Origin of the sequence: Marinobacter sp. M3C, assembly GCF_023311895.1 — a bacterium.
Taxonomy (GTDB): Bacteria; Pseudomonadota; Gammaproteobacteria; order Pseudomonadales; family Oleiphilaceae; genus Marinobacter.
Window position 1 is genome coordinate 1,745,385 of record NZ_CP092284.1, and the last position, 25,891, is coordinate 1,771,275.

Consider the following 25,891-nt stretch of genomic DNA (forward strand, 5'->3'; position numbering starts at 1 on the left):
TCGAAAACCAGCTGTCACTAAAAGGAACACGAACATGGCCACGATGGCCGGCTCCGTGCTGTTAAAACCCCTTGCACACACCGCCTTCATTGGTGCTTCAGTTTTGGTTGCGATTTGTGTGCTGGCAAGTGAGCCACTGTTAGCCGCCTGCGCTGCAACGGTTGGCGGCATTGTGGTGTGCAGCCCAACGTTCCGCAAACGCCATGGCTCCGCACCTTGGCCTGCCCTGCGCGGCGGATTTTTTGTTATTCTGGTGCTATTGGTCGCCACTGCCGCATTAGCAGACCGGTGGTTTATGAGTTACTGGCTCTACGGCCTGCCACTGCTAGCCTATGTTGCAGTGCCGCGGCGCGGGGCATGGATTGCCATTATTGCGGTCGTCGCCATCGCCATGTTTATGGTGTATCAGGCCAGCGGCATTGCCCAGCGCCATCAGATGATCGGCGCATTTTTTCTGACCCTGCTCCTCAGCCTGATGCTGATCTTTCTACTGGAGCTCAAACGCCGTCAACTAGCGCCCCTGCGACGCACCGACGAGCTGACCAACGCCGCCAGCCAGCAGCATCTGACCGCCGACTTGAATAAAGAAATACAACGCAGCGAGCGTGAAGGCACAACCCTGTCAGTCATCATGCTTGCATTAAAAACCGGCAACGATACAGAGCCGGCAGATGCCGATTTGCGTTCGATTCTGCCGCAAATCGGGCGCTATTTGCACAGCCACATCCGCGACTTTGACGCTTATTATCGCGTTGCAGATCTTCAGTTCCTGATTATTCTTCCCGGTATTACCAGTTCCGAAGCCTCGCGGCAGGCCGAGACTCTGCGGCGCGGCGTGCAACAACTGTTAACCAGTCACCAACTGACCATGACAATCAGTATCGGCGCCGCCGGACTCAACATTGGCGATGACGCCAACAGCCTGCAACGCAGCGCCACAGGCGCGTTGCGCAGGGCCCAGCAACACGCCAGCAATAACAGCCAGACCTTCAACCGGCAGAACCAGGAGCCAAAGGCATGACCGAAACCCGGCTGCGCACCCGCACCTATGGCATAGCGTATCTGCTCACCGCCCTATTCTTGCTGATGCTGGGCCTGCTAAATCTGCGTTACGGTTTTTACGGGCTGTTTTTTGTCGCTCTGGCCATGGCTGTGTTGGCCGGATCCGGCCTGGCCTACACCATTATGAACAGGCGCCAGCAATTGACCGCACAAGGTCATTTCATTGTACTGTGCACCCTCAATGGCGCCGTGCTGGCGACCAGCGCTGCCAGTCAGAGCCCGATTATCAGCCACTGGGCAATGCCTTTGCTAGCGCTGAACTTACTCATTCTGCCGGCGCGCGAAGGCCTGGGCCTGTCGCTGCTATTGCTGGTACTGATGACACTGCTGTTAATGCTAAAAGTCGGCACCACAGAAGCTCTGGCGGCTTTCGGTGGCATGGCCATGCTATTGGGAACCGTCGCGTTGGCAGTGCGGCGCTACAATACCATGGCGCAATCTGCGGATGATCTGACCATTATCGATCCGTTGACGGGAGCCCACCACGTCCGGTTTCTGGACGAAAACCTGCAACAGGAAATCAGCCGAGCCAAGGTAACCGGACATCCATTGTCGGTGATTGCTCTGGATATGGATCACGCTGATGAAGTGGCGACCCTGCATGGCAACGACACTCTGACTGCTTTACAGCGACAAATTATTCAGCAGCTGTTCGAAATCATTCGCGCCGGCGATATTCTTTATACCCTTAGCGCATCGACTCTATTCCTGATATTGCCATTCACCCCAGAGGAGGGCGCGCGAGTAATCGCCGAGCGCATTCGTCGCACGATCGCCGAACGGCAATGGCTGCCGGTCGAAAGCAGCAGCGTCAGTATAGGCTGCGCCACACGCATGTCCGCTGATTGCGAAAGCAACGCTTTGATAGAACGGGCTCATAACGGTGCCAGCCAAGCCCGTAAGACCGGCGGCAACAGTGTACGGTTTGCGCCCGGATTCGAAGCTTTATAATGCCGGGCTGGCTAGGTGAGCTTAGCGCTTTAGTGGCTGCAAATCCGGGCTGGCTGAGCGCCGCGCTGTTTGCCACTGCCCTGGTGGAGTCGCTGGCGGTTGCCGGTCTACTGGTGCCCGGCGTGGCCATTCTGTTTGCGCTGACTGTCTTGGCCGGACAAACCGGTATGGCACTGGGCGAGGCTCTGTTCTGGGTATTTTTTGGCGCCATTGTCGGCGATACCCTGAGTTTTGCCCTGGGGCGCTTGCTGGCCGGAAGGCTTAATGACGTTTGGCCCATGAGCCGCTACCCGGCCATCGTGGCCCGGGGAGAGGCCTTTTTTTACCGGCACGGCGCCTTTAGTATTGTGGCGGGGCGCTTTATTGGCCCGATCAGGCCCATCATTCCCCTGGTTGCTGGTGCGCTTTGGATGCCTTGGCACCGCTTTGTTGTCTTCAATATCAGCTCGGCTGTTGCATGGGCACCCGTTTATGTATTGCCGGGATTTCTAGTAGGCAGCGCGCTTACGTCAGAGTTACGGCCACCGCCCCACGTCTATGCCGTTAGCCTAGTCAGCGTGGGCGTTCTGTTGTTGGTGTATCTGGTGTTATTTCGCGCCCACCTGGGCCTGACGGGCCGCGGCCGTGTGTACCAGTATTTAGAGCAGGTTGTGCAAAACTACCGCGCCAGCCATCGATTCTGGCATCTGTACAGCAAGCAACGCCCTACTAACGAGGGGGAGTTTCCTCTGGCATCTCTTATGCTGGGTCTGGGCAGCGCCAGTCTGTTTGTGTTGTGGGGCCAGCTGGCGGTATTTACCGATGTTTTGCGGCCTTTTGATCAAGCGGTACTGGAATGGTTTACGGCCTGGCGCCAACCGCTGTTGGACATACCCGCTGTTGCGATTACCTCGCTAGGCGACCCGGCGGTTTTACTGATAGCCAGCGCGCTTGCCTGTCTGGCCTTAACGTTTCGCGGTTTTTACGCCGGCGCACTGCATTGCCTGGCCGCTGGCGTGCTGACCACTGTTCTGGTGTGGGCACTGAAAAACGGTTTTGCTGCAGCACGACCGGAAACGGTGTTTGCACCGCCGCAATCCGGTTCGTTTCCCAGCGGCCATACCGCCGGCATTACGGTGCTGGTGACTCTTGCGGCTGGTTTTATTGCAGCCGAAGCCAGCGCCCGCAAACGCTGGCAGATATATATGCTGGCATCGCTGCCGCTGTTTCCGGTGGCCTTAAGCCGGCTTTATCTGGGTGTGCACTGGTTCAGCGATATTGTGGGTGGTTTGTTGCTTGGACTGGCGATTACGGGTCTGGTGCGCGCAAGCTACAGTCGTTATGACCGAGTTGCGCTCTATCCAGACAGCACAACCGTTGCAGCTTTCACGGCCTGGTTAGTATTTTGCGGAGGCTATCTTTATTTGCGCTGGCCCCAGGCGCTGGCCGACTACGCGCCGGCCATCAGCTGAGTGAGCCTAACGAATTGCCAGCAGCTGTTTTACTTCATCCACACGACTGCGGGCGCGGGTTAACAAATCCAGGCTGCGCGACGCATTCAACTCAAGCCCGCCCAGACGACTGTAAGCAGGCAACTGATCAAAACGTGGCAGCCCCTCGCTCTGGCCAGAACCAATCATGGCGTGCATTTGCGCCACAATCACTACGTCTACCAGCTGTGGTTGCGGCTGATCGCTGACATAGTCCCAGTCTTGAGCGTGGCGGGTCGCTTCTAAAAACGGCGCAGGAAACGCCCAGTTTTCCAGCACCCCGGTGCCAGTATCTGCGCGCAGCTCTGCGATGACGGCCAATAAGCGATCTTCGTCGTTAAACAAATGGGAATAATGCTCGGCGTGCACTAATATTGGCACCACGCCAATGTCGTGCAGTAACCCGGCTAGCATGGCCTCTTCCGGGTTGATTCTGGTCGCCTCATCAGCCAGCACCCAGCAAAGCGCTGCCATTTCGCGAGAGTGCTGCCATAAACGCTCCATGTGTTTCTGCAGCAACGGCTGACGACTCCTAAACACGTCACGCATGGCAAATACGGTCACCAGTTGGCGGGTTGTCTTCATACCCAGACGCACCACTGTCTCGCGTACATTGCGGACATCGTTAAAACCGCGATAAAGAGGGCTATTGCAGGCTCGCACCAGCTTTGCAGACATCGCCGGATCTGCCGATATAGCCATAGCAACCTGATCTACCCCAGTATCCGCTCGGTCTACCAGACGCCGCACTTTCCAGGCTACATCCGGCACGCTGGGCAGCTGCACCTGATTCGAGCGCAGCTCGGCATGGAATTCCATCAACAGCTGTTGCTGTTCGGTGCCGGCCTGGTCGCCATCACTGGCGTGCATTTCCACCTGACTCATGGGCGCACGGCCCAGCATCTGCGCCAGAACATCCTGAGCAATCACCAAAAACTCGCAGGGCTTTACCGCTTTCACGTCGTACATGCGCGGCTGCAAGCGGGCGATGGGATTCTGCGCGCGTTCGCTGCCGGCAGCAATGCGGCCATGGCGACCGTCTTCGGACGTCAGCTCTACTTCGCCGGCCAACAGAAAAAACTCTTGGCCGTCACGGGCGCCACGTTTCATGATGCTCTTACCGGCTTTAAACAGACAACGTTCGGCGCGGCTAGCCAGCAGCACCAGCTGATCATCGGTTAGCCTGTTTAAAGGCTGGAAAGCTTTCAGCTGACGAAGTGACAGGCTTTCCTGACCTCCCATGAAGTTACTCCTCTGGCGCGTAATTTATAAATAAAGGCAGTCTAAATACAAAGTGTAACCAGCGGTGCGCAAAACAACCATGCACAAACGGCGGAAACCCGCATTCATTAACCGCGAAAATCGGTTGTTTCGATCAATCCTGAAAGCTTAACCATTGCCTTAATGGTTAGCCGGGTTTGGTATTATCCGTTTCTACGGACGTATCAGCTTTGCCTGAATTTTTAACCTCGCCGTCGCGTAACCACGCCTGGGTAATGGGCGACTCCTGGCTGAACTCGCGAATAAAGATACCCCAAAAAGCGTTAAACAGCGCCGCCACGAGAGGACCCATAACAAAGCCGTTGATACCAAACATTGCGAGGCCGCCCAAGGTAGACAGCAACACAATGTAATCTGGCAGTTTGGTGTCGCGCCCAACCAGAATCGGACGTAATACGTTATCGGCAAGACCAATCACCACAACTCCGAAGGCTGTCAATATCAACGCTTGAACCACATCGCCTATGGCAGCCAAGTAAATAGCGGCAGGCACCCACACCAATGCCGCACCCACCGCCGGTAATAGCGACACAATGGCCATCACCACACCCCAAAGAAGTGCGCCCTGAATACCCAGAACCCAGAAAATCAGACCACCCATAGCACCCTGGATAATAGCAATCAGCAAATTGCCTTTAACCGTCGCCCGGGTAACCTCAGCAAACTTGGCAAACAGCAAGCGTTCACGCTCGTCTCCCAGCGGCAAAGCGCGGATCAGAAGTTCTACCAGGCTTACCCCATCACGCAGCAAAAAGAACGCCAGATACACCATCAGTGCCAGGCCAAGAAAAAACTGGAAGGTATTCTGACCCAGACCTAACGCCTGCTTACCCAGAAACTGACTGCCGCTTACCACCAGATTGACAGCGCGATCACGCAGTTCAGCAAAACTAACGTCAAACTGCCCCAGAAAAGACTGAATGGCCGGGAACGACTGATTCACCTGGTCGATATATTCGCCGGGCCGCACGTCGCCGTCTTGAATTTTCTGATACAGGCCAACGCCCTCTGCTACGAGGGAAGTTACCAACAGCAGCACGGGAATGACCACAATCACCATGCACAGAAAGAGGGTGATCAATGCGTTGGTGTTGCGCCGGTCACCAAAGCGCCGGGCCAGTTTTAACTGAACCGGATGAAAAATCAGAGCAATGGCCACCGCCCAGAATATCGGCCCGAAAAAAGGCTTCATCAAGAATATAAAGGCGACTGAGACCCCGACCAGCATGGCCAAGAACGCGCGTGTTTCAAGTTTTGCGTACATAGTGATCCAAACTCTCCTTGTTGCGGACCTAAGCCTACCACGGCACCATAGGAGCGGGGATAGCTAGCAGCATGTCGTGGTTTATTAAAAAATTGTCATTATTGCGAGCAAAATCATTGCAAATGGACACATTTACCGAAGACACAGCGCTAGATGCCGCCGTTGAATTGCAGCGAGTGCTGGCAGCGCGCACCCATCGCCGCACAGTGCTGGGGCATGAAGTGACAGTGCCCGGCCAACTGGGTGCCGCGCTGAACCTGCCTCGCACCGTTAGCCGACTGCAAAGTAGGCAGGCCCGCCTGCGTGAGCAGGGCCTGGACGATTTCCAACAACTCTGGGTTACCCTGTCGATGCAAACACGCGAGAAAGTATTACGGGCCATCGGCTGGTATAAACCACAGGAGTTGAGCTGGGACGACAAACGTTCAAATCGCCTCCCTGGGCCTGATAAGAGCGCCTGACACCCTTTTTTGACATCCGCGGACAACTACCTACGGGCCAGCCCTCATTTTTGCGTATTAAAGCAGCAACAAAACCGGTATAATCCGTTCACATCACGCATTGCACGTCAATGCTTTACCTTTCGAATTCCGAGTACATCAATGTCTGAATTGTCTTTTGCCGAACTGGGGCTTGATCCTGCTGTTCTTGAAGCGGTGACCGCCGTTGGCTACGAAACCCCCACACCCATACAAGCGCAATCTATTCCTGCGCTCTTATCCGGCCGTCATTTATTGGGCGTAGCCCAGACAGGCACCGGTAAAACCGCCGCCTTTGCTTTACCACTGCTAAGCCGGGTTGACCCAAGCATCAACGCGCCGCAGATTTTGGTTTTGGCGCCTACCCGCGAGTTAGCCATTCAAGTGGCTGAGGCGTTTTCTACTTACGCCAGCAAGATCCCTAATTTTCACGTACTGCCTATTTATGGCGGTCAAGATTTTTTCCCGCAGATTAAAGGCCTGCGCCGCGGAGCCCACGTTATCGTTGGCACCCCTGGCCGCATGCTGGACCACCTGCGCAAAGGCACCCTGAAGCTGGACAACCTGAAAGCTCTGGTGCTGGACGAAGCCGATGAAATGCTGCGCATGGGGTTTATTGACGACGTTGAAGCGATTCTGTCGAAAACCCCGGAAAACTGCCAGCGCGCCCTGTTCTCGGCCACCATGCCTCCGCAAATCAAGAAGGTTGCTCAGACCTATTTGAAAGATGCGGTTGAAGTGCGTATCGAAAGCGCAAGCCGCACGGTTGATGCTATCTCCCAGTACGTTCTGCCGGTGTACGCTGAGCGCAAGCTTGATGCCCTGACCCGCATTCTGGAAGTGGAACCGTTTGATGCGTCGATCATCTTTGTGCGTACCAAAGCCGAAACCATCGTGTTGGCGGAAAAGCTGGCTGCTCGCGGCCACGCCGTGGCGCCCTTGAACGGCGACCTGAACCAACGTCAGCGCGAGCAGACGGTTGAAGATCTGAAGCGTGGCAAGAAAGACATCGTTGTAGCTACCGACGTTGCTGCCCGTGGTCTGGACGTGCCGCGCATCACACACGTGATCAACTACGACGTACCCTACGACACCGAAGCGTATATTCACCGCATTGGTCGTACTGGCCGTGCCGGTCGTGATGGCAAAGCCATTTTGCTGGTCACGCCGCGCGAGCGCAGTTGGCTGCGCACTCTGGAACGCGCTACCAATTCGACGATGGAAGCCTATGAGTTGCCCTCGCCGGCGGCGCTGCAGAAAATGCGCGTAGATCAGTTCGAAAGCCAACTGATCGGTTTTTCGGAAGATCGCAAGCTGAGCAAAGCAATGGCGATGCTGGACGATATCGCTGAGCGCAACGAGATGGACGTCTCCATGATTGCAGGCGCTCTGGCGTGCATGCTGGAAGCCACGCAGCCGGGCTCGTTACCGCTGGAACAGCCGGAAGCTCTGCCAACGGTATCAACCACGCAGCCAAATCGTGACCGTAAAGCCGGTCGCCCTGGCGAATTCCGCAAGGGTCCTAAGCCTGGTAGCTACAATAAGCGTCCAAGTGGCGGCGCGCCAGGCGGCAAAGGCAAGTTTGCCGGCAAACCCGCTGGCAAGCGCCCGCCGCGTCAGTCTGACGCCAAGCGCTGATACACTACGAAGCTGTAGTCATAAGGATTGTTGTCGGACGCGAAGAAATTTTCGCGTCCGATTTCGTTCCACTCTTCCCAGTTCACTTCCGGAAAGTAAGCATCGCCCTCCACGTTCGCGTGCACCAGGGTAATGTAGATACGGTCCACCAGCGGTAACGCCTCAGCGTAAATTTGCCCGCCGCCAATCACCATCACTTCCTCAATACCGTCCAACTCAGCCTGCGCTTCGGCTTTTTTTAGTGCTGCCTGCAAACTTGTGGCTGCGGTGGTGCCTGCCGGTGCCTGCCATTCTTCATTACGTGTGATAACCACGTTCATGCGTCCTGGTAAGGGGCGACCAATAGAGTCCCATGTTTTGCGGCCCATGATGATGGGTTTGCCCATGGTGGCCTGTTTGAAGTATTTTAGGTCGCCAGGCAGGTACCATGGCAAGTTGTTGTTACGGCCGATGACGCGATTTTGAGCCATCGCAACAATGAGTGCTTTTTGCATGATGGTTTCCTTTTTTAACACGGAAAGCTAGCTCAACTATTAAATAGCAATCGGTGCTTTTATTCCGGGATATGGCTCGTAGCCTTCAAACTCAAAGTCGTCCAGATCGTAACCGAAGATGGAGTTAGGCTTGCGCTTGATCACCAGCTTTGGCAGCGCCCGTGGTTTACGCTTTAGTTGTTCGAATACGATATCGTCAGTCAAGTGATTGCTGTACAGGTGGCAATCGCCAAAGGTGTGTACAAATTCGCCAACGTCGAGATCGCATTGCTGGGCGATCATGTGAGTAAGCAAGGCGTAGGAGGCAATATTGAAGGGTACGCCCAAAAACAGATCGGCGCTGCGCTGGTAAAGCTGGCAGGAGAGTTTGCCGTCGTTGATGTAGAACTGAAACAGGCAATGGCATGGGGCCAGTGCCATACGGCCATGGCGCACGTTGTCTTGCGGGCCGATGGATTCGTCGGGCAGTTCGGCCGGATTCCAGGCGGAGACAATCAGGCGGCGGGAATTGGGTTTTTGGCGAATCTGGTCGATCAGGTCGCTGATCTGGTCAATCACGCGGCCGTCGTGGCACTGCCAGCTGCGCCATTGTTTGCCGTAAATTGGGCCTAAATCGCCGTTATCCAGAGCCCACTCATTCCAGATGTTGACTTTGCGTTCGGTCAGCCAGTTGTTGTCGGTGGAGCCCTGCAGGAACCACAACAGTTCCTGGATGATGCTGCGCAGGTGGATCTTTTTGGTGGTGACCAAGGGAAAACCCTGCTGCAGATTGAAGCGAACCTGGCGGCCGAATACCGAGCGGGTGCCTACACCAGTGCGGTCATCGCGGTCGCTGCCGTTGTCGGCTATGTCTTGCATCAGGTCCAGATAGGCTTTCATACGGCGTTTCTCCGGTAGGCTATGGTCATCAGAATCAGGCCAGCTATCACCATGGGTAATGACAGCACTTGCCCCATAGTAAGCCAGTCAAAAGCCAGGTAGCCCAGTTGAGCGTCAGGCTCACGCACGAATTCCACCGCGAAGCGGAACACGCCGTAGCAGATCAGAAACAGGCCAGATACGGCCATACGCGGCCGGGGTTTAGCCGAGAACCACCACAATATGATGAAGAACAGCACGCCTTCGAGGGCGAACTGATAGAGCTGAGAGGGGTGTCGGGCCAAGGCGTCTGGCGCTTGCCGAAATACCATGCCCCAGGGCACATCCGTGGGTTTGCCCCAGAGTTCGCCGTTGATGAAGTTGCCAATGCGCCCTGCCCCTAGGCCGACAGGCACCAGTGGCGCAACAAAATCGGTCATGCGCCAGAAGCCTGCACCTATTTTACGGCCGTACCACCACATGCCCAGCATCACACCGAGCAAGCCGCCGTGGAACGACATGCCGCCTTCCCACACTCGCAGCAGCCACAAAGGGTCCGCCAGGAACACGTCAAAGTTGTAGAAGATGACATAGCCAAAGCGGCCACCCAGAATAACTCCCAGCGCCAAGTAGAACAGCAGGTCGCCCACTTGCTCTTCGTTAACCGGCGACCAGGGTTTGCGGCTGCGTAAGCGCCCCAGCCACCAGCCAGCCGCAAAGCCGACCAGGTAGGTCAGGCCATACCAGTGTATTTTCAGTGGCCCGATAGCAATGGCCACCGGATCGATCTGCGGATGTTGCAACATTGTAATCCCTTAACTTAGTAGAAAGCGGAGGCCAATCAGCACCAGCATAATGGCAAAGATGCGCCTCAATAGGGGCGCATTGAGGCGGTGCGCCAGATTGGCGCCCACACGGGCGAATAGCACGCTGGTGAGTATGACCCCGATCAGCGCCGGTAAATAGATGAAACCAAGGCTGTGTGTCGGTAGTTCCGGGTTACCCCAGCCGGTCCAAAAGTTGCCCAGAGCTCCGGCTAGCGCAATGGGCAGGCCGCAGGCTGCGGAAATACCGATAGCGTGCTGCATTTTAATGTTGCAACGACTTAGGTAGGGCACGGTTAATGTACCGCCACCAATTCCAAAGATGGCCGACACCCAGCCAATTACGACGCCCGCTACCCTCAACCCTGTATTGCCAGGCACCGATCGACTGGGTTTGGGATCAAAGCCAAACAACATTTTTACCGCAACCACAATCACAAATACACCAATGATCAGTTCGAGTGCTGGCCCGCTGAGCAGCGATGCGGTCCAGGCACCAATTAAAGCACCAAATACGATGCCCAAGGTCATTGACCGAAAAATGTCCCAGCGAATTGCGCCGTGAACATGATGTGAGCGTATCGAACTTAACGAGGTGAACACGATAGTGGCCAGCGAGGTTCCCACTGCCATGTGGGCGGCGATATCGGGGCTAAAGCCCTGGGCACCAAAGCTGAAGATCAGTACCGGCACAATAACCAGTCCGCCACCAATGCCAAACAGGCCGGCTAGACTGCCCGCCAGCGCCCCCAAGGCGAGGTACAGCGAAAAAAGCATGATGAAAGACATTGCAGCGCACACCGCCGTTACATTTATGGATGGGTATGATACACCTTGTGAAAACAAGGCTCCATTGCACCAACCTTTTGTATATACAACATTAAGGAAATAGCGCGGATATGTGTTTGATTGCGTTTACTCTGGGCCAGAACCGGCACTATCCGCTGGTGGTTGCTGCTAACCGGGATGAATTCTTCAACCGGCCTACGGCCGCTATCGACTGGTGGACGGGTACAAGTCATGCGCTGGCTTCAGAGCAGATTCTGGCAGGCCGGGATTTACAGGCCGGCGGTACCTGGCTGGCTATCAGCGCCAGCGGTGTCGTCAGCGCGGTCACCAATGTGCGCGAAGGCAGCCCGGAGCCCGGCGTTATCAGCCGCGGTGATTTGCCTCTGCGCGCCTTACAACAATCGCCCCAGGCCTTGCGCAAGCACTTGGCCGATAACGCCAGCCGCTATTCCGGTTTTAATCTGGTGACACTCGATGCCGGCCAGGGCCGCGCGGCCGGCCCCGGCGGCTGGTATTTCAGCAACCGCGACGCTCACCCGGGGCGCAGCCTGCACCGCGGCAGCTACGGCGTTAGCAATCATCTGCTGCAAACGCCCTGGCCCAAACTGTTGCGTCTGCGCCAACATGTCACCAACACCGTAATCGCAGCCGGTGAAGACAGCGAACCTTTGCATCAGGCTCTTATCAATCACCTGGTTGACTCCACACCGGCCCCGGATCATTTGTTGCCCCGCACCGGTGTGGGGCTTGATACCGAGCGAGTGTTGTCACCGGCGTTCATTGTGGGCGAGCATTACGGCACCCGCGTGACTACGGTGGTGACCGTGGCCGCCAGTGGCGAAATACGGGTTACCGAGCAAACCTGGCAACCCGGCGGAAAACTCGGTGAATGTCGGCAAATGTGCTGGCAGCAGTAGCCCGTAAGCTCTGTTATAATCCGCCGGAAAATGCATCTAGTGCCCCGTCTGGCGGCATTATTCGATTCGATCACAGCGGAGGCTTTTATGGCTGGCAAAAAAGATACCGCGGCTGCCGCGACAAAAGCACCCTCGTTGGGTGGCTTTGAAAAGTCCCTGGAAGAGCTGGAACAGCTGGTGCGTGATCTGGAGCACGGCGAGTTAACACTGGAGCAATCTCTGGCTACCTTCGAACGTGGCGTCGGCCTTACCCGTGATTGCCAACAAGCTCTGAAAAGTGCCGAGCAGCGGGTAGAAATGCTGATACAAAACAGCGATGGCAGTCTGGAAACCCGACCGTTCCTTGATCAGAGTAATGAAAAAAGTGGACAGAGTAGCGATTCGTGAACACCGCCACGCGCTTGCCAGCCAGTGAGTTTTTGCAACACTGCCGCGCCGAGATTGACCAGCAGCTAGCCGATTACATGAATCAAGCCAGCGCATCCCAGCGCCTGCAGGACACCATGCGCTATGGACTGTTGGGCGGTGGCAAGCGCATTCGCCCGGCGCTTTGCCTGGCCGCTGCCGAAGCCGTTGGCGGTCAGCGCCAAATCGCTCTGGCACCGGCCTGTGCTCTGGAGATGATTCACGCGTACTCGCTGATGCACGACGACTTACCGGCCATGGACGACGATGATCTGCGCCGCGGCCGCGCCACCGCACACATCGCATTCGACGAATCTTCGGCCATACTTGCTGGCGACGCTCTGCAGGCAGAGGCGTTTCGGGTACTGGCCACGGCGCCGCGGTTAAGCGCTGAAGTCAAACTGGCTATGGTGAAAGCTTTGGCGAACGCCTGCGGGGCAAGCGGTATGGTGGGCGGGCAGGCTATTGATCTGGAGTCTGTGGCAAGAACCCTGACTCTGGAACAGCTAGAGAATATGCACCGCCATAAGACCGGCGCTCTGATTGAAGCCAGCGTACACCTTGGCGCCCTGGCCGGTGGCGTAACAGACGCCGCGTTGCTAGACGCCCTGGCTCGTTACGCCCGCGCGCTGGGACTGGCGTTTCAGGTGCAGGACGATTTGCTGGACATAGAAGGCGATACCCAGGTGATTGGCAAAACCCAAGGCGCTGATATCGCCCGCGGCAAACCCACTTACCCCTCACTATTGGGGCCGAAAGGCGCGCGCGAACACTTGGCAAGGCTGCTAACCGAGGCTCACGACAGCCTCGAAGGGCTTGGTATTCAGGCCGACGCCCTGCACGCCATGGCAGATTACGTAGTGGCTCGAAGCCACTAATAGCCACGAAGCAAACACCCGCGTAACATTCCGGGCATTGAGTCGCTCCCGCTACGAGGCGCACACTGCGGGATAAACACGTGGCAAACGACAAGGCGCGGCGCTGATACAACCCGACGATACAGCGTATACAACTACGACCCTTGCCGATTATGCAAAAAAGAACCAAGCAGATGCAGGACACAATGATTTTCAGGGAAATCCCATTACAGCGACCCAACACCCCTATGCTGGACCGTATTGGCTCGCCGGCAGACTTGCGCCAGTTACCCGCCGATCAGTTAACCCAGCTGGCACGAGAGCTGCGGTCGTTTCTATTGTGGTCGGTGGGCACGACAGGCGGCCACTTTGGCGCCGGCCTGGGCGTACTGGAACTAACGGTTGCCCTGCACTATGTGTTCAATACGCCGGAAGACCGCCTGGTTTGGGACGTGGGCCATCAGGCCTACCCTCATAAAATCCTGACAGGGCGCCGCGAACAGATGGGCAGCATTCGCCGCAAAAACGGCTTGGCAGGGTTTCCCAAACGCACTGAAAGCCCTTACGACACCTTTGGTGTGGGCCATTCCAGCACCTCTATCAGCGCCGCCCTGGGCATGGCCATTGCCGCCAATCATCAAGGGCTGGCGCGCAAGAGCATCGCGGTGATTGGTGATGGCGCCATGACCGCCGGCATGGCATTTGAGGCACTGAATCACGCCGGCCATTTGAAGGCCGATATATTGGTGATTCTGAACGACAACGACATGTCGATTTCCCGCAACGTAGGTGGCCTGTCCAATTATTTTGCTAAGCTGTTGTCCAGCCGCACCTATCATCAAATGCGCGACAGCAGCAAAAAAGTGCTTGAGATAGCCCCGGGCTTGCGCGAACTGGCGAAAAAAACCGAAGAACACTTCAAAGGAATGATTGCGCCAGGCACCCTATTTGAAGAATTGGGGTTCAATTACATCGGCCCCATTGACGGCCACGACCTACCATTACTGGTAGAAACTCTGGAGAACATCCGCGAGCTCAGCGGCCCGCAGTTTTTGCACATTGTCACTACCAAAGGCAAAGGTTTTGCTCCCGCAGAAGCCGACCCGATTGGCTACCACGCCATCAACAAGATAGAACCCCTAATAGCAGCCACGGCTGCCAGCGGCATACCGGCGCCGGTGAAGTCTGGCCCGGCCGCGCCCAAATACGCCAACGTGTTTGGCCGATGGCTGTGTGATGCCGCAGCCGCGGATGAGCGAGTGATGGGCATAACCCCCGCCATGTGCGAGGGCTCTGATCTTTTGGCCTTTGCCGAGCGTTTTCCCGCGCGTTATTTTGACGTTGCCATTGCCGAGCAGCACGCCGTTACTTTGGCTGCTGGCATGGCCTGTGATGGCGCTAAACCGGTGGTGGCCATCTACTCCACCTTCTTACAGCGTGGTTACGATCAGCTTATCCACGATGTAGCCATTCAGAATCTGGACGTATTGTTTGCCATTGACCGCGCCGGCCTGGTGGGCGAAGACGGCCCAACTCATGCCGGGGCCTTCGACATAAGTTATCTGCGTTGCATCCCCAATATGGTGTTGATGACACCGTCTGACGAAAACGAAACCCGGCAGTTACTGCACACCGGGCTGGTGCATGAAGGCCCGGCGGCGGTGCGCTATCCCCGCGGTAGCGGCAGTGGAGTCGAGATTGACCCGTTGTTGCACACACTGCCCTTGGGTAAAGGCAGAATTGTTCGCGAACGCGAGCGCAAGAGCGCAAGCGGCCGTATCGCCATTCTGAATTTTGGCACCCTTTTACCGCGAGCCCTGAAAGCCGCACAGGCGCTGGACGCCACAGTGGCCGATATGCGCTTTGTAAAACCGTTGGATGAAGCTTTGATACGCCAGTTGGCAGAGCAGCACGATTTGCTGGTGACTCTGGAAGAAAATGCCATCGCCGGGGGCGCCGGCAGTGCGGTTTGCGAATGGTTGAATCAGGAAGAAATTACCATGCCGGTGCTGCAACTGGGGCTGCCCGACAAATTCGTTGACCACGGCAGCCGCAATCAGCTATTGGAGGAATGCGGTCTGGATGCCGCAACTATCGAGCGCAGTATAACTGACCGCGTGCAACGTTTGGCCAGCCAATCGGGCAAAGCCGCGCAATCTTCCTGATAATTGCCTGGCTCTGACAAAAGTTGGAGACTCAGCAGGCGGGGTATGAAAGCCGCCTGCTGCGCTCAAAGGCTCATAGCTGTGGGTCATCATCCTGATGAATCGCCAGAAAATGGCCGAGTTTGCTCTGTTTAGTGTCCAGATAGTGCTCGTTATGGGGGTTTCTTCCTACATGCAGCTCGACTCTTTCCACAACATCAATGCCGTATGACAACAACGCCTTTACTTTGCGCGGGTTGTTCGTCATCAACCGCAAGCGCTTTATACCCAAGTGCTCCAACATATCTTTGCACATGCTGTAGTCACGAAGATCCGCTGCAAAACCCAGACGTTCGTTGGCTTCGACTGTGTCGGCACCCTGGTCCTGAAGGTTGTAGGCACGAATCTTGTTGAGCAGACCGATACCGCGGCCTTCCTGGCGCAGATACATCAAAATACCGCGACCTTCACGAGCGATGCTGCGCAAGGCTTCTTCCAATTGATAACCACAGTCACAGCGCATGCTGTAAAGAGCGTCACCGGTCAGGCACTCGGAGTGGGCGCGGGCTAACATAGGCTCGTCGCCAGCCAGATCACCCAGCGTCAGCGCAACGTGCTCTTTGCCGGTGTCCGGCTCTTCAAAACCGTGCATGTCAAAAACCCCAAACGGGGTCGGCAGCCGGCAAGTCTCAATGTAACGAACAGCCACTATAATTCCTCGTGGTTCGATCTTATGATCTTAGATGGAGCAGCCTGCCTGCGGCAGGTACGTTGTTTCTAATAGATCAGGTGCTGGGTTTCTACGGATCAGGTGCTGGCCTGCCAGTGGCCACTGCGGCCGCCTTTCTTTTCCACCAAGCGCAAATTGCTTACAGCCATGGCCTTGTCGACGGCTTTACACATGTCGTAAACGGTCAACGCGGCGATACTGGCCGCCGTTAGCGCTTCCATTTCTACGCCGGTCTGACCAGACAATTTGCACAAGGTGCGAATGTGAACCGACATACCGTCTGCACCGGGTTCTAGCTCTACCTTCACCGAGGTCAGGTTTAAGGCGTGGCACAGGGGGATCAGATCGTGAGTGCGCTTGGCCGCCATAATGCCGGCAATACGTGCCACCGCCAAAACGTCACCCTTCGGGTGTTGGCCATCCACGATCATAGCCAGAGTTTGGGCCGACATACTGATCGTGGCCTCGGCGCGGGCTTCGCGCTCGGTTACCGCTTTGGCGGTAACGTCGACCATGCGTGCTTCGCCTTTGTCATTCAGGTGCGTCAGTTTGCTCACAGCCTCTCCCGTTGGCATAATCGCCGAATAAACACCCTCGACGGTATTGGTTCAATACACATCCACGCTGTAAAACATGTTACATCATAACAAATGTGGCGCTGCGCTGCGCTGTTAAACGCCGACTTATGACCACCAGAAGCCAATGCCAGCGATGCCTTGTGCACCGCACTGGCGAGCCTGCGGCAGATCGGTTGGCGATAATCCACCAATGCCATACACCGGTAGTCGTGCCGCTGATACCAGTTGGCTGAACGCACACCAGCCCAGAGGCGCCTCATTGGGGTGACTAGGCGTATCCAACACATGCCCCAGGGTTGCATAGTCGGCACCGATGGCCGCAGCGTGCGCCAGTTGCTCTGCGTTATGGCAGGAAACTCCCAGCCTGAAGCATTCAGCCACCGGACGCTGCTGACACTGCCTGGCGTGGCGCCAGGGCAAATGCACGCCAGCAGCTTGGGGATGGCGGTCCATCAACTCGGGCACGCCGTGTAACATAAGCTTGCTGCCATTACTCTGACATAGCACCAAAGCACTCTGCGCCAAGCGATTGTAAGCTACCGCCTGTTCAGTCAAAGCCGGGGCCCGCAACACGATCAGCGGCGGCCGGCGAACCTGTAGCGCTGTTTTTAAGCGTTTCAGGCCACTTTCACCCTCTGCCACGTCGCTGCCCGTTAGCGCCAACTGCGAAGGCAGTTGAAGAGCACGGATAATTGAGCGATTCGCTGCGGGGAAATCCGCGTCGCGTAACTCCTGCGGCAGTAGCCACCGAATCGGCTGACCTTCGCGGCCATGAGCCTCGCCCGCTGCGGCGTCGGTCGACCAAACGTCCAGAAAAACACGCTTGTCGCCATAGTTGTGTCGGATACCAATTACGGGCTGTAAAGCGGATTCGATCAACTTTAATCCGGTTTCTTCGGCAATCTCACGCACCAACGCCTGCTGCACGGTTTCACCCGGCTCCACTTTACCGCCCGGAAACTCCAGTAGTCCGCCCTGATGGGCGTGTTCGGGCCTGCGGGCAATCAGTACCCGCCCATCGCGAATGATCACGCCAACGGCCACGTGCACTTCTGGTAAGACGCTTGGCACTTTCTCCGGCATCAGCTGCGGTAGTCGGCATTGATGGTGACGTAGTCATGGGAGAAGTCGCAGGTCCAAACCGTCTCGTGCACTGCGCCTCGTTTGAGGTCGATGCGAATGGTGATTTCTTCCTGGTTCATTACCGCCTGGCCGCGTTCCTCCGAGTAATCGTCTGCCCGACCGCCATTGCGGACCAGGCACACGTCTCCCAGGTAAATTTCCAAGGCGTTCAAATCCAGGCCTTCGACGCCGGCCCGGCCAACGGCGGCCAGAATGCGACCCCAGTTCGGGTCTGACGCAAACAGTGCAGTTTTAACCAGCGGCGAATGGGCGACCGTATAGGCTACGTCCAGAGCTTCATTGACTGTCGTTGCGTGGTTAACCTCAATGGTTACAAACTTGGTTGCCCCCTCACCGTCGCGCACAATGGCGTGGGCCAGGTCCATATACACCTGACGCAAAGCGTCTTTTAGCGGCGCCAATAGCGGGCTGTCAGCGGTTATTTGCGGACCGCCGTAACATCCGCTGGCGATCAGTATGCAGGCATCGTTGGTGGAGGTGTCGCCGTCGATGGTAATGCGATTGAAGGATTGCTCACCCAGCTCCGAGGCCAGGGCTTGCAAAACATCTGGCGCGATGCGAGCGTCGGTGGCAATGAACCCCAGCATGGTCGCCATGTTAGGGCGAATCATGCCCGCACCTTTGCTGATGCCGGAAATACTCACCGTATGGCCGCCCAAATCCACTTGCACCGATGCCCCTTTGGGGCGGGTGTCGGTGGTCATAATGCCGTTTGCCGCTTCGACCCAGTGATCTACGCGAGTATCCGCCAGTGCATCGGGCAGCGCTGCGACAATTTTGGCCACCGGCAGAGGCTCACCGATCACGCCCGTGGAGAATGGCAACACCTGATGCTCAACAACGCCGGCGGCGGCTGCAAGAGCCTCGCAGCAGGCAGCTGCGTCGGCCAGGCCGCGTTCGCCAGTGCCCGCGTTGGCGTTACCGGTGTTAATCAGCAGATAGCGCGGCGCGCCTGCAGCAAGATGCTTGCGGCTAAGCGTAACCGGTGCCGCACAGAACTGGTTGCGGGTGAAAATCCCGGCTACCTGAGTGCCCTCAGCCAACGAAAATAATACGATGTCTTTACGGCCAGGCTTTTTAATACCGGCACTGGCAATGCCCAGCTCTACGCCGGTAATGGGAAAAAATTCGGGTAAGGTTCCGGGGCCTACCGCCATGGTAATTCTCCTGACAAATAATGAATGAAGACTGCCCGTGGGCATTCAAAACGTAAAAACCCGCAGCCTGAATGAACCAGATTGCGGGTTGAAAATTGCTTTCAATAGCAGTGCTGTTTAACTAATTTTGCCACAGCACTGCTTGAACTTCTTACCAGACCCGCAAGGACAAGGCTCATTACGGCCCACTTTTCGCTCGTTACGCACAAAAGTCTCCGGCATGGCCTGGCGTGAACTGTCGTCGCCACCGGCGCCCGCCTGAGCTGTTGCGCTGGTTTCGTCGTGGCGCAGGCGCGCACGTGCCAACTCACTGGCCAACGCATCTTTACGCTGGCGCTCAATTTCTTCCAGCTCTTCCTGGCTTTGCACTTTAACGTGGCACAGTACCCGAATAACATCGCCCTTCATGGCTTCCAGCATGCTTTCAAACAAATTGAAGGCTTCGCGCTTGAACTCCTGCTTCGGGTTTTTCTGGGCGTAACCACGCAGGTGAATACCGCGGCGCAGATGATCCATATTCGACAGATGCTCTTTCCACAGGGTATCCAGTACCTGCAAAAACACTTGTTTTTCAAACTTACGCATGGGTTCTGCGCCGACGACCGCCTCTTTGGCGTCGTAGGCAATCACAATCAGCTCCAGAATTTTCTGGCGCAGATTGTCCTCGTAAAGTTTGCTGTCTTCATCCAGCCACTGCTGAACCGGCAGGTCAATGCCCATTTCCGACTGCAGCTGAGCTTCCAAGCCCGCAACATCCCACTGCTCCGGCATGCTTTGCGGTGGAATGTGAGCACTCACCAGGGTGTCTACCACGTCAGCGCGAATGGTTTTCACTATTTCCGACACGTCGTCTGAACCCATTACCTCGTTGCGCTGGTCGTAAATAACCGAGCGCTGGTCGTTGGCAACGTCGTCGTATTCCAGCAGCGTTTTGCGCATGTCGAAGTTTCGGCCTTCGACCTTGCGTTGGGATTTCTCAATGGCATTGGTAACCATGCGGTGCTCAATCGCCTCGCCGTTTTTCATCCCCATGGCCTGCATCAGACTCTTGACCTTATCCGGCGCAAATATCCGCATAAGGTTGTCTTCCAGAGACAAGAAGAAGCGAGATGAACCCGGGTCGCCCTGGCGGCCGGCTCGGCCCCGCAGCTGGTTATCAATGCGGCGACTTTCATGACGCTCGGTGCCAATGATGTGCAAACCGCCGGCTTCCAACACGCTGTTGTGGCGCTCAGTCCACGCATCTCTCAGTACCGCGCTCTGTTCCTCGGTCGGGCTATCGTGTCCTGCCAGCTCATATTCCCAGTTACCACCGAGCACGATATCGGTACCCCGGCCAGCCATGTTGGTGGCAATAGTAACGGCGCCGGGGCGGCCCGCCTGGGCAATAATCTGGGCTTCAGATTCGTGCTGCTTGGCGTTCAGGATTTTGTGCTCGATCTGGGTTTTCTTCAGCAGGCCGGCCAGGCGCTCAGACGCCTCGATGGACGCAGTGCCCACCAGAATAGGCCGACCTTCGGCGGTAACGTCTTTGATTTCGTCGATAATGGCGTGGAATTTTTCTTCTTCCGTCAGGTACACCAAATCGTTGTAATCGGTCCGGTGGATCGGTTTGTTAGGCGGAATGACCACCACATCCAGGCCGTAAATCTGGCGAAATTCGAATGCTTCGGTGTCTGCGGTACCGGTCATGCCCGACAACTTTTCATACAGCCGGAAGTAGTTCTGGAAAGTGGTGGACGCCAGGGTCTGGCTTTCTGCGTGAATCTTCACACCTTCTTTGGCTTCAATCGCCTGATGCAGACCTTCGCTCCAGCGCCGGCCCGGCATTGTACGACCGGTGTGCTCGTCAACAATGACCACTTGGTCGCCTTGAACGATGTAATCCACGTTTTTCTGGAACAGGTTATGGGCCCGCAAACCTGAATGCACGTGGTGCAGAAGGCTGAGGTTGGCGGCGGAATACAAGTTTTCACCGGCTTTAAGCAGTTCCCGCTCCAGCAGCAACTGCTCCACTTTTTCGTGACCGCGTTCGGTTAGCTCTACCTGACGGGTTTTTTCGTCAATAGTAAAATCGCCGGTAGGATCGCCCTCCTCTGGCACTTCACCTTTTTCCAGAATCGGGATCAGAATGTTAATCGCCTGATACATCTCCGAGCTGTCTTCGGCGGCGCCAGAAATAATCAGCGGCGTACGGGCTTCGTCAATCAGAATGGAGTCAACTTCGTCAACGATGGCGAAATGCAGACCGCGCTGAACTTTGTCTGCGGTACTGAACGCCATGTTGTCGCGCAGGTAGTCAAAACCGAATTCGTTGTTGGTGCCGTAGGTGATATCAGCCTGATAAGCGGCACGCTTTTCTTCGCCCGGCTGGCCAGCGTGCACAACGCCCACTTGCAGGCCCATAAAGCTATACAGCTTACCCATCCAGTCCGCATCGCGGCGAGCCAGATAATCGTTCACGGTGATCACGTGAACGCCCCTGCCAGACAAAGCGTTCAGATAGGCCGACGCGGTGGACATCAGGGTTTTACCCTCACCGGTTTTCATTTCGGCTATGCGGCCTTCATGCAGGGTAACAGCACCTACAAACTGCACGTCGTAATGGCGCATGCCCATGACTCTGCCACTGGCTTCGCGCACGCAGGCAAATGCCTCGGGCATCAGCTCGTCTAGACTTTCGCCTTTTTGCAGGCGCTCACGGAATTCTGAGGTCTTTCCCTGCAACTCGCTGTCGGTCAGGCTGCCAAATTGCTCTTCAAGTTCATTAATACGCACGGCAATCTTGCGCATTCGCTTGATTTCCCTGGCGTTCTTACTACCGAATACTTTCGTTGCAAGCTTTGTGAACATAGACCAATGCTTCTTTGATTAAACGGAGGAAGCCGGCATTCTACCTTTATTTGGCGGCGGGGCAAAAGCCACAGCCTGTGACAACAACGTCAGCCGACAATTCGGCGCTGCCAATCACATGTGTGTTACAGGATTTTCTAATGGCTGGCCCGCGCCATGTACTTCACTGGGTCCGTCGTGCGGCCATGTTTCAGTACTTCAAAATGCACGTGGGGACCGGTGGATCGGCCCGTACTACCCATCAGCGCCACTACTTCGGCTTTCTGAACCAAGTCACCGACTTTTACACTCACGGTTTTAGCATGGGCGTAGCGGGTAACCAGACCATCGCCATGGGCGATTTCCACCAGATTGCCATAGCCACGACGTTTGCCAGCCCAAGTAACAACGCCCGCGGCCACCGCAACAATGTCACTGCCGTCTTTGCCTGCCAGATCGACGCCGCCATGCCAGGTGCGTTTGCCACTGAACGGATCCGTGCGGTAGCCATACTCGGATGACAGCCAACCCCAGGAGATAGGGCGGCCCTCAACAAAACGTTCATCATCCAATTTTTGCCGCAAAGCCAGTTTGTCCAGCAAACGCAACTGCTGCTCGCGGTTGTCTAAACGGTGTTCCAAACGCTCAATCATCTCGCTTAGACCCGGCACATTATAAGACTCTGGCGGCAATAGCACTTCGGGGCCGCCCACAGGCGCGGGAGCGCTAAAATCAAACTCTTCGTTGTTTATCAGTCCACTTTCGACAAATCGTTGCCCCAAAGCATCCAACCGCAACAGACGGCCCTGCATCGCACCCAAGCGTAGCGTCATGGCATCTACCTGATGCTGCACGTCCGTTTCAACCTGGGCCAGTGCGGCCTTCTGTTCCTGCAAGCGTGCCTGCCAGCGTACGACCAACTCGGCACTCGCGGGAGTCTCAGCTTCAATTTTCGCCACCGCCAGCGTGTAGCCAACCCAACTAGCAATGGCTGTCAGCATCAGAACAAAAGTCAGTAAGGCGAGTAAAAAACGGCGATTCAGTATGATGGCCGGAGGCGGGAGCGGATCAGAAACTCTGTTTGTTGTCATCATAATATGTGGCTGTTGCAATGGATCGCAAACCGATGTTTAAAGCACCCGCCAGCGGTTACACTGACTATGAACAGTAGGGGTGCTCACCTAAAAAAGAAGCAGAAGTGTACCCAATGGTTTACAGCTCAGTCGAGTACCCAGGCCGCAATGACGCCAAAAAATGAACAGAAAATGACTTTCGACCCACTCTCCGGGCCGGCCGGCTTACGCAAACTGGTGGCGCGGGCCGAGCAGCACCGGCTTGCTGAACAGGCGCTGCTGGCTGAACTACCGCCGTCGTTGCAGTCAGGTACGCGCTTTGTGAGCTGCCATGAGGGCGAACTTGTTCTTGCAGCAGACAGCGGGCCCAAAGCCAGCCAAATTCGCTTTCGCCAGCATGACATCATGGCTGCCGCGCGTAATCTGGAGTTATTTCGCTTTGTCTGGAAGCTTAAAGTAAAGGTGGTACCGCCGCGCTTTCAGGACAAGGCGATGGCCAAAAAACTGCCACTGAGTAAAGAAAACGCCCAGCTCCTCAAAGAGGAAGCCGGGCACACAAAAGATAAAGCGTTGCGCGAGATTCTGGAAAAGCTCGCCAGTCACGTTCGCGACTGACGATGGCTCTTCAGGCGCTGGCTAATACAGGTTTGACGTAAGAGATCGGAGCATTGGCTTCGTCATCAAAGGTGACTACTTCCCACGCGTCCTGCTCTGAAATAAGAAGACGCAGCAAGCGGTTGTTCAGGTCGTGGCCGGATTTCACGCCACGGAACTCACCAATCAGGCTTTTGCCCAATAAATACAGGTCGCCGATAGCGTCCAGAACCTTGTGCTTGACGAACTCGTCGTCATAGCGCAAACCGTCTTCGTTAAGAATTTTGTAATCGTCAACAACGATGGCATTGTCAACGCTGCCGCCAAGAGCCAGGTTCATGGAGCGAAGTTTTTCAATATCGCGCATAAAACCGAAGGTGCGGGCCCGACTTACTTCTTTCACAAACGAAGTGCTGGAGAAATCAACAGTGGCGCTCTGGGCACGGCCCTTGAAAGCAGGGTGATCAAAGTCGATGCCAAAGCTGACCTTGAAGCCTTCAAATGGCAAAAAGGTGGCGCTTTTATCGCCGTCTGTGATCGATACTTCACGCTTGATGCGGATAAACTTCTTGGCTGCGTCTTGCTCGGCAATGCCGGCAGACTGCAGCAGAAACACGAAAGGCCCTGCCGAGCCATCCATGATCGGCACTTCAGACGCGCTCAGTTCAACAAAGCAGTTATCGATGCCAAGGCCGGCCATGGCCGACAGTAAGTGCTCCACCGTTGACACCCGTACGCCGTCTTTCATCAACGTGGTTGACAGCATGGTCTCGCCGACATTTTCTGCACGAGCACGAATTTCGACCACAGGGTTCAAATCGGTACGGCAAAAAATAATGCCAGCGTCAATGGGTGCGGGCTTCAGGGTCAGATACACCTTTTCACCCGAATGCAACCCAATGCCGGTGGCACGAATGGTGTTTTTCAGAGTCCGTTGTTTGATCATCGGTACATAGTTCCGTCGAAAAGGCGATACGCTAAGCAAAAACCTGCTCGCATAGTATCAGAAAATACAACTGGCCACCATGAAAACGCCCTTTTCTGCTCAAAAAACAGCCAAAACGGACCATAGGTAACCAGTGCACACTTTCCCGACTGAAGGTTTCAAACACCTGCCCCAGCCGGCTCCGCGTCATATTTACACCAGTATATCAATCGGCCTGGCGGCGAAGGAATGCGGGAATATCGAGATAGTCCACATTCGTTTCCGCGCTGTCGCGACCTTGATCAAGCGCCGCATTACCGGAAGCCACTGCGCGACGGCGCAGAATGGCCGGCCGATCTAGTTGGTTGTAGTCGGTTTTACCATCCAGGGTACGGCTATTATCGACCACCTTGGTCGGTTTTTCGCGACTGCCACCCAGGCCGGTAGCCACTACCGTTACCTTCAGTTCGTCGGTCAGGTCTTGGTCAATCACGGTACCCACAACCACGGTGGCCGTATCTGAGGCAAATTCGCGAATGATGTCGCCTACCTCGGCAAACTCGCCCAGGTTCAGGTTAATACCGGCGGTAATGTTCACCAGAATACCCTTCGCACCGTGCAGGTTAACGTCTTCCAACAGCGGGCTGCGAATAGCAGCTTCGGCGGCTTCACGGGCACGGTTTTCACCGGTTGCGCGTGCAGTACCCATCATCGCCATGCCCATTTCAGACATCACTGTTTTCACGTCGGCGAAGTCGACGTTGATCATGCCATTGCGGGTAATCAGATCGGCAATACCCTGAACAGCACCTAACAGTACGTCATTGGCAGCAGCAAAGGCATCCAGCAGGCTGGTGTTTTTGCCCATCACCGACAAAAGTTTCTCATTAGGAATGGTAATCAGCGAGTCAACGCATTCTTCCAGCTCGCGCAAACCGGCTTCCGCCATGCTCATGCGCTTGCCGCCTTCAAACAGGAATGGCTTGGTCACTACGGCAACCGTCAGAATGCCCAGCTCCCGTGCCACCTGGGCAACAACGGGTGCGGCACCGGTTCCGGTGCCGCCGCCCATACCTGCGGTGATAAACACCATATCGGCGCCACTGATGGCATCCGAAATACGGTCGCGATCTTCCAGCGCCGCCTGGCGTCCTATTTCCGGGTTAGCACCGGCACCCAGGCCTTTGGTGATAGCGCCACCGAGCTGGATGATTTGGCGTGCGTCCAGGTCTTTCAAAGCCTGGGCGTCCGTGTTGGCGCAGATAAAATCAACACCTTCAATGTCGCTGTTAAGCATATGGCGCACCGCGTTACCGCCACCACCACCGACACCGATCACTTTTATAACTGCGTTTTGCTGCACACTATCGACAAGTTCAAACATATCCCCACTCCTTCGTGCTTTAGTCAGCCTGTTTTACGGCTGT

General features: G+C 56.0%; 24 protein-coding genes. 10 read left to right on the forward strand and 14 right to left on the reverse strand.

Going from position 1 to position 25,891, the window contains the following annotated elements:
- The first annotated feature begins 34 nt into the window (after window positions 1–34).
- From MIH18_RS08080 to MIH18_RS08090, 3 genes are read left to right on the forward strand one after another with little or no spacing between them, the layout of a single operon-like run.
- Window positions 35–1,021, forward strand: coding sequence for a diguanylate cyclase (locus MIH18_RS08080; protein ID WP_249014283.1), 987 nt, complete (start codon window positions 35–37; stop codon window positions 1,019–1,021).
- The gene (locus tag MIH18_RS08085) at window positions 1,018–2,013 is read left to right on the forward strand and encodes a GGDEF domain-containing protein (RefSeq protein ID WP_249014284.1); all 996 of its coding nucleotides are present in this window, start codon (window positions 1,018–1,020) and stop codon (window positions 2,011–2,013) included. The genes MIH18_RS08080 and MIH18_RS08085 overlap by 4 nt, the downstream gene beginning before the upstream one ends.
- Window positions 2,013–3,464, forward strand: coding sequence for a bifunctional DedA family/phosphatase PAP2 family protein (locus tag MIH18_RS08090; protein WP_249007740.1), 1,452 nt, complete (start codon window positions 2,013–2,015; stop codon window positions 3,462–3,464). The genes MIH18_RS08085 and MIH18_RS08090 overlap by 1 nt, the downstream gene beginning before the upstream one ends.
- Before the next feature lie 6 nt (window positions 3,465–3,470).
- On the opposite strand, the gene MIH18_RS08095 is transcribed toward MIH18_RS08090, so the two are convergent.
- Window positions 3,471–4,724 carry an HDOD domain-containing protein gene (locus MIH18_RS08095; RefSeq protein ID WP_249014285.1) on the reverse strand — a complete coding sequence of 418 codons (1,254 nt, stop codon included), beginning with the start codon at window positions 4,722–4,724 and terminating at the stop codon, window positions 3,471–3,473.
- A 166-nt stretch (window positions 4,725–4,890) separates the two neighbouring features.
- Window positions 4,891–6,027 carry an AI-2E family transporter gene (locus MIH18_RS08100; protein ID WP_249014286.1) on the reverse strand — a complete coding sequence of 379 codons (1,137 nt, stop codon included), beginning with the start codon at window positions 6,025–6,027 and terminating at the stop codon, window positions 4,891–4,893.
- A 122-nt stretch (window positions 6,028–6,149) separates the two neighbouring features.
- Here MIH18_RS08100 and MIH18_RS08105 point away from each other — a divergent pair, with 122 nt between their 5' ends.
- Both MIH18_RS08105 and MIH18_RS08110 read left to right on the forward strand, forming a co-directional pair.
- The gene (locus tag MIH18_RS08105; protein WP_249007737.1) at window positions 6,150–6,488 is read left to right on the forward strand and encodes a hypothetical protein; all 339 of its coding nucleotides are present in this window, start codon (window positions 6,150–6,152) and stop codon (window positions 6,486–6,488) included.
- A gap of 141 nt (window positions 6,489–6,629) precedes the next feature.
- Window positions 6,630–8,144: a DEAD/DEAH box helicase gene (locus MIH18_RS08110; protein WP_249007736.1), complete on the forward strand. Its 1,515-nt coding sequence runs from the start codon at window positions 6,630–6,632 to the stop codon at window positions 8,142–8,144.
- Here the strand turns inward: MIH18_RS08110 and MIH18_RS08115 are convergent.
- The 4 genes from MIH18_RS08115 to MIH18_RS08130 are packed head-to-tail and all read right to left on the reverse strand — an operon-like array spanning window position 8,123 to window position 11,109.
- Entirely contained in the window at window positions 8,123–8,638 is a 516-nt protein-coding gene (locus tag MIH18_RS08115) for a dihydrofolate reductase (protein ID WP_249007735.1), read from the reverse strand. The two genes, MIH18_RS08110 and MIH18_RS08115, sit on opposite strands and share 22 nt — an antisense overlap.
- A gap of 39 nt (window positions 8,639–8,677) precedes the next feature.
- Window positions 8,678–9,517 carry a thymidylate synthase gene (locus MIH18_RS08120; protein WP_249007734.1) on the reverse strand — a complete coding sequence of 280 codons (840 nt, stop codon included), beginning with the start codon at window positions 9,515–9,517 and terminating at the stop codon, window positions 8,678–8,680.
- Window positions 9,514–10,302 carry a prolipoprotein diacylglyceryl transferase gene (gene lgt / locus MIH18_RS08125; RefSeq protein WP_249007733.1) on the reverse strand — a complete coding sequence of 263 codons (789 nt, stop codon included), beginning with the start codon at window positions 10,300–10,302 and terminating at the stop codon, window positions 9,514–9,516. Before lgt ends, MIH18_RS08120 begins: the two co-directional genes overlap by 4 nt.
- 9 nt (window positions 10,303–10,311) lie before the next feature.
- The gene (locus MIH18_RS08130) at window positions 10,312–11,109 is read right to left on the reverse strand and encodes a sulfite exporter TauE/SafE family protein (protein WP_249007732.1); all 798 of its coding nucleotides are present in this window, start codon (window positions 11,107–11,109) and stop codon (window positions 10,312–10,314) included.
- Window positions 11,110–11,219: 110 nt separating this feature from the next.
- Here MIH18_RS08130 and MIH18_RS08135 point away from each other — a divergent pair, with 110 nt between their 5' ends.
- The 4 genes from MIH18_RS08135 to dxs all read left to right on the forward strand — a co-directional run bounded on the left by MIH18_RS08135 (window position 11,220) and on the right by dxs (window position 15,453).
- Window positions 11,220–12,026: an NRDE family protein gene (locus MIH18_RS08135; protein WP_249007731.1), complete on the forward strand. Its 807-nt coding sequence runs from the start codon at window positions 11,220–11,222 to the stop codon at window positions 12,024–12,026.
- A gap of 87 nt (window positions 12,027–12,113) precedes the next feature.
- Window positions 12,114–12,413, forward strand: coding sequence for an exodeoxyribonuclease VII small subunit (locus MIH18_RS08140; protein WP_249007730.1), 300 nt, complete (start codon window positions 12,114–12,116; stop codon window positions 12,411–12,413).
- Window positions 12,410–13,309 (forward strand): farnesyl diphosphate synthase, encoded by a 900-nt coding sequence (locus MIH18_RS08145; protein WP_249014287.1) that lies wholly within the window; start codon window positions 12,410–12,412, stop codon window positions 13,307–13,309. Before MIH18_RS08140 ends, MIH18_RS08145 begins: the two co-directional genes overlap by 4 nt.
- Window positions 13,310–13,482: 173 nt before the next feature.
- Window positions 13,483–15,453, forward strand: a complete 1,971-nt coding sequence (gene dxs / locus MIH18_RS08150; protein ID WP_249014288.1) for a 1-deoxy-D-xylulose-5-phosphate synthase — start codon at window positions 13,483–13,485, stop codon at window positions 15,451–15,453.
- A gap of 73 nt (window positions 15,454–15,526) precedes the next feature.
- Here dxs and ribA read toward each other — a convergent pair whose 3' ends face one another.
- The 6 genes from ribA to MIH18_RS08180 form a co-directional block, all read right to left on the reverse strand.
- The gene (gene ribA / locus MIH18_RS08155) at window positions 15,527–16,141 is read right to left on the reverse strand and encodes a GTP cyclohydrolase II (RefSeq protein ID WP_249007727.1); all 615 of its coding nucleotides are present in this window, start codon (window positions 16,139–16,141) and stop codon (window positions 15,527–15,529) included.
- Window positions 16,142–16,239: 98 nt separating this feature from the next.
- Complete coding sequence (gene moaC / locus MIH18_RS08160) at window positions 16,240–16,737, reverse strand: cyclic pyranopterin monophosphate synthase MoaC (RefSeq protein WP_283164092.1); 498 nt, start codon at window positions 16,735–16,737, stop codon at window positions 16,240–16,242.
- A 108-nt stretch (window positions 16,738–16,845) separates the two neighbouring features.
- Complete coding sequence (locus tag MIH18_RS08165; protein WP_249007725.1) at window positions 16,846–17,823, reverse strand: Nudix family hydrolase; 978 nt, start codon at window positions 17,821–17,823, stop codon at window positions 16,846–16,848.
- Window positions 17,823–19,040, reverse strand: a complete 1,218-nt coding sequence (gene argJ / locus MIH18_RS08170) for a bifunctional glutamate N-acetyltransferase/amino-acid acetyltransferase ArgJ (RefSeq protein WP_249007724.1) — start codon at window positions 19,038–19,040, stop codon at window positions 17,823–17,825. The genes MIH18_RS08165 and argJ overlap by 1 nt, the downstream gene beginning before the upstream one ends.
- A 117-nt stretch (window positions 19,041–19,157) precedes the next feature.
- Window positions 19,158–21,893: a preprotein translocase subunit SecA gene (secA, locus tag MIH18_RS08175; RefSeq protein WP_249014289.1), complete on the reverse strand. Its 2,736-nt coding sequence runs from the start codon at window positions 21,891–21,893 to the stop codon at window positions 19,158–19,160.
- 137 nt (window positions 21,894–22,030) lie between these two features.
- Window positions 22,031–22,963: a M23 family metallopeptidase gene (locus MIH18_RS08180; RefSeq protein ID WP_249014605.1), complete on the reverse strand. Its 933-nt coding sequence runs from the start codon at window positions 22,961–22,963 to the stop codon at window positions 22,031–22,033.
- Between the two features lie 150 nt (window positions 22,964–23,113).
- On the opposite strand from MIH18_RS08180, the gene MIH18_RS08185 reads away from it, so the two are divergent.
- Window positions 23,114–23,560, forward strand: coding sequence for a DciA family protein (locus tag MIH18_RS08185; RefSeq protein ID WP_249014290.1), 447 nt, complete (start codon window positions 23,114–23,116; stop codon window positions 23,558–23,560).
- A gap of 10 nt (window positions 23,561–23,570) precedes the next feature.
- Here the strand turns inward: MIH18_RS08185 and lpxC are convergent, their stop codons facing one another.
- Window positions 23,571–24,485, reverse strand: a complete 915-nt coding sequence (gene lpxC, locus MIH18_RS08190; RefSeq protein ID WP_249007721.1) for a UDP-3-O-acyl-N-acetylglucosamine deacetylase — start codon at window positions 24,483–24,485, stop codon at window positions 23,571–23,573.
- Window positions 24,486–24,690: 205 nt separating this feature from the next.
- Window positions 24,691–25,848 carry a cell division protein FtsZ gene (gene ftsZ / locus MIH18_RS08195; RefSeq protein ID WP_249007720.1) on the reverse strand — a complete coding sequence of 386 codons (1,158 nt, stop codon included), beginning with the start codon at window positions 25,846–25,848 and terminating at the stop codon, window positions 24,691–24,693.
- Window positions 25,849–25,891 lie beyond the last annotated feature (43 nt).

Bases quoted from the DNA above. Each gene is read 5' to 3' on its own strand.
- MIH18_RS08080 (WP_249014283.1), top strand. From the start codon at position 35: ATGGCCACGATGGCCGGCTCCGTGCTGTTAAAACCCCTTGCACACACC.
- MIH18_RS08085 (WP_249014284.1), top strand. From the start codon at position 1,018: ATGACCGAAACCCGGCTGCGCACCCGCACCTATGGCATAGCGTATCTG.
- MIH18_RS08090 (WP_249007740.1), top strand. From the start codon at position 2,013: ATGCCGGGCTGGCTAGGTGAGCTTAGCGCTTTAGTGGCTGCAAATCCG.
- MIH18_RS08095 (WP_249014285.1), bottom strand. From the start codon at position 4,724: ATGGGAGGTCAGGAAAGCCTGTCACTTCGTCAGCTGAAAGCTTTCCAG.
- MIH18_RS08100 (WP_249014286.1), bottom strand. From the start codon at position 6,027: ATGTACGCAAAACTTGAAACACGCGCGTTCTTGGCCATGCTGGTCGGG.
- MIH18_RS08105 (WP_249007737.1), top strand. From the start codon at position 6,150: ATGGACACATTTACCGAAGACACAGCGCTAGATGCCGCCGTTGAATTG.
- MIH18_RS08110 (WP_249007736.1), top strand. From the start codon at position 6,630: ATGTCTGAATTGTCTTTTGCCGAACTGGGGCTTGATCCTGCTGTTCTT.
- MIH18_RS08115 (WP_249007735.1), bottom strand. From the start codon at position 8,638: ATGCAAAAAGCACTCATTGTTGCGATGGCTCAAAATCGCGTCATCGGC.
- MIH18_RS08120 (WP_249007734.1), bottom strand. From the start codon at position 9,517: ATGAAAGCCTATCTGGACCTGATGCAAGACATAGCCGACAACGGCAGC.
- lgt (WP_249007733.1), bottom strand. From the start codon at position 10,302: ATGTTGCAACATCCGCAGATCGATCCGGTGGCCATTGCTATCGGGCCA.
- MIH18_RS08130 (WP_249007732.1), bottom strand. From the start codon at position 11,109: ATGTCTTTCATCATGCTTTTTTCGCTGTACCTCGCCTTGGGGGCGCTG.
- MIH18_RS08135 (WP_249007731.1), top strand. From the start codon at position 11,220: ATGTGTTTGATTGCGTTTACTCTGGGCCAGAACCGGCACTATCCGCTG.
- MIH18_RS08140 (WP_249007730.1), top strand. From the start codon at position 12,114: ATGGCTGGCAAAAAAGATACCGCGGCTGCCGCGACAAAAGCACCCTCG.
- dxs (WP_249014288.1), top strand. From the start codon at position 13,483: ATGCAGGACACAATGATTTTCAGGGAAATCCCATTACAGCGACCCAAC.
- moaC (WP_283164092.1), bottom strand. From the start codon at position 16,737: ATGCCAACGGGAGAGGCTGTGAGCAAACTGACGCACCTGAATGACAAA.
- MIH18_RS08165 (WP_249007725.1), bottom strand. From the start codon at position 17,823: ATGCCGGAGAAAGTGCCAAGCGTCTTACCAGAAGTGCACGTGGCCGTT.
- argJ (WP_249007724.1), bottom strand. From the start codon at position 19,040: ATGGCGGTAGGCCCCGGAACCTTACCCGAATTTTTTCCCATTACCGGC.
- secA (WP_249014289.1), bottom strand. From the start codon at position 21,893: ATGTTCACAAAGCTTGCAACGAAAGTATTCGGTAGTAAGAACGCCAGG.
- MIH18_RS08180 (WP_249014605.1), bottom strand. From the start codon at position 22,963: ATGACAACAAACAGAGTTTCTGATCCGCTCCCGCCTCCGGCCATCATA.
- MIH18_RS08185 (WP_249014290.1), top strand. From the start codon at position 23,114: ATGACGCCAAAAAATGAACAGAAAATGACTTTCGACCCACTCTCCGGG.
- lpxC (WP_249007721.1), bottom strand. From the start codon at position 24,485: ATGATCAAACAACGGACTCTGAAAAACACCATTCGTGCCACCGGCATT.
- ftsZ (WP_249007720.1), bottom strand. From the start codon at position 25,848: ATGTTTGAACTTGTCGATAGTGTGCAGCAAAACGCAGTTATAAAAGTG.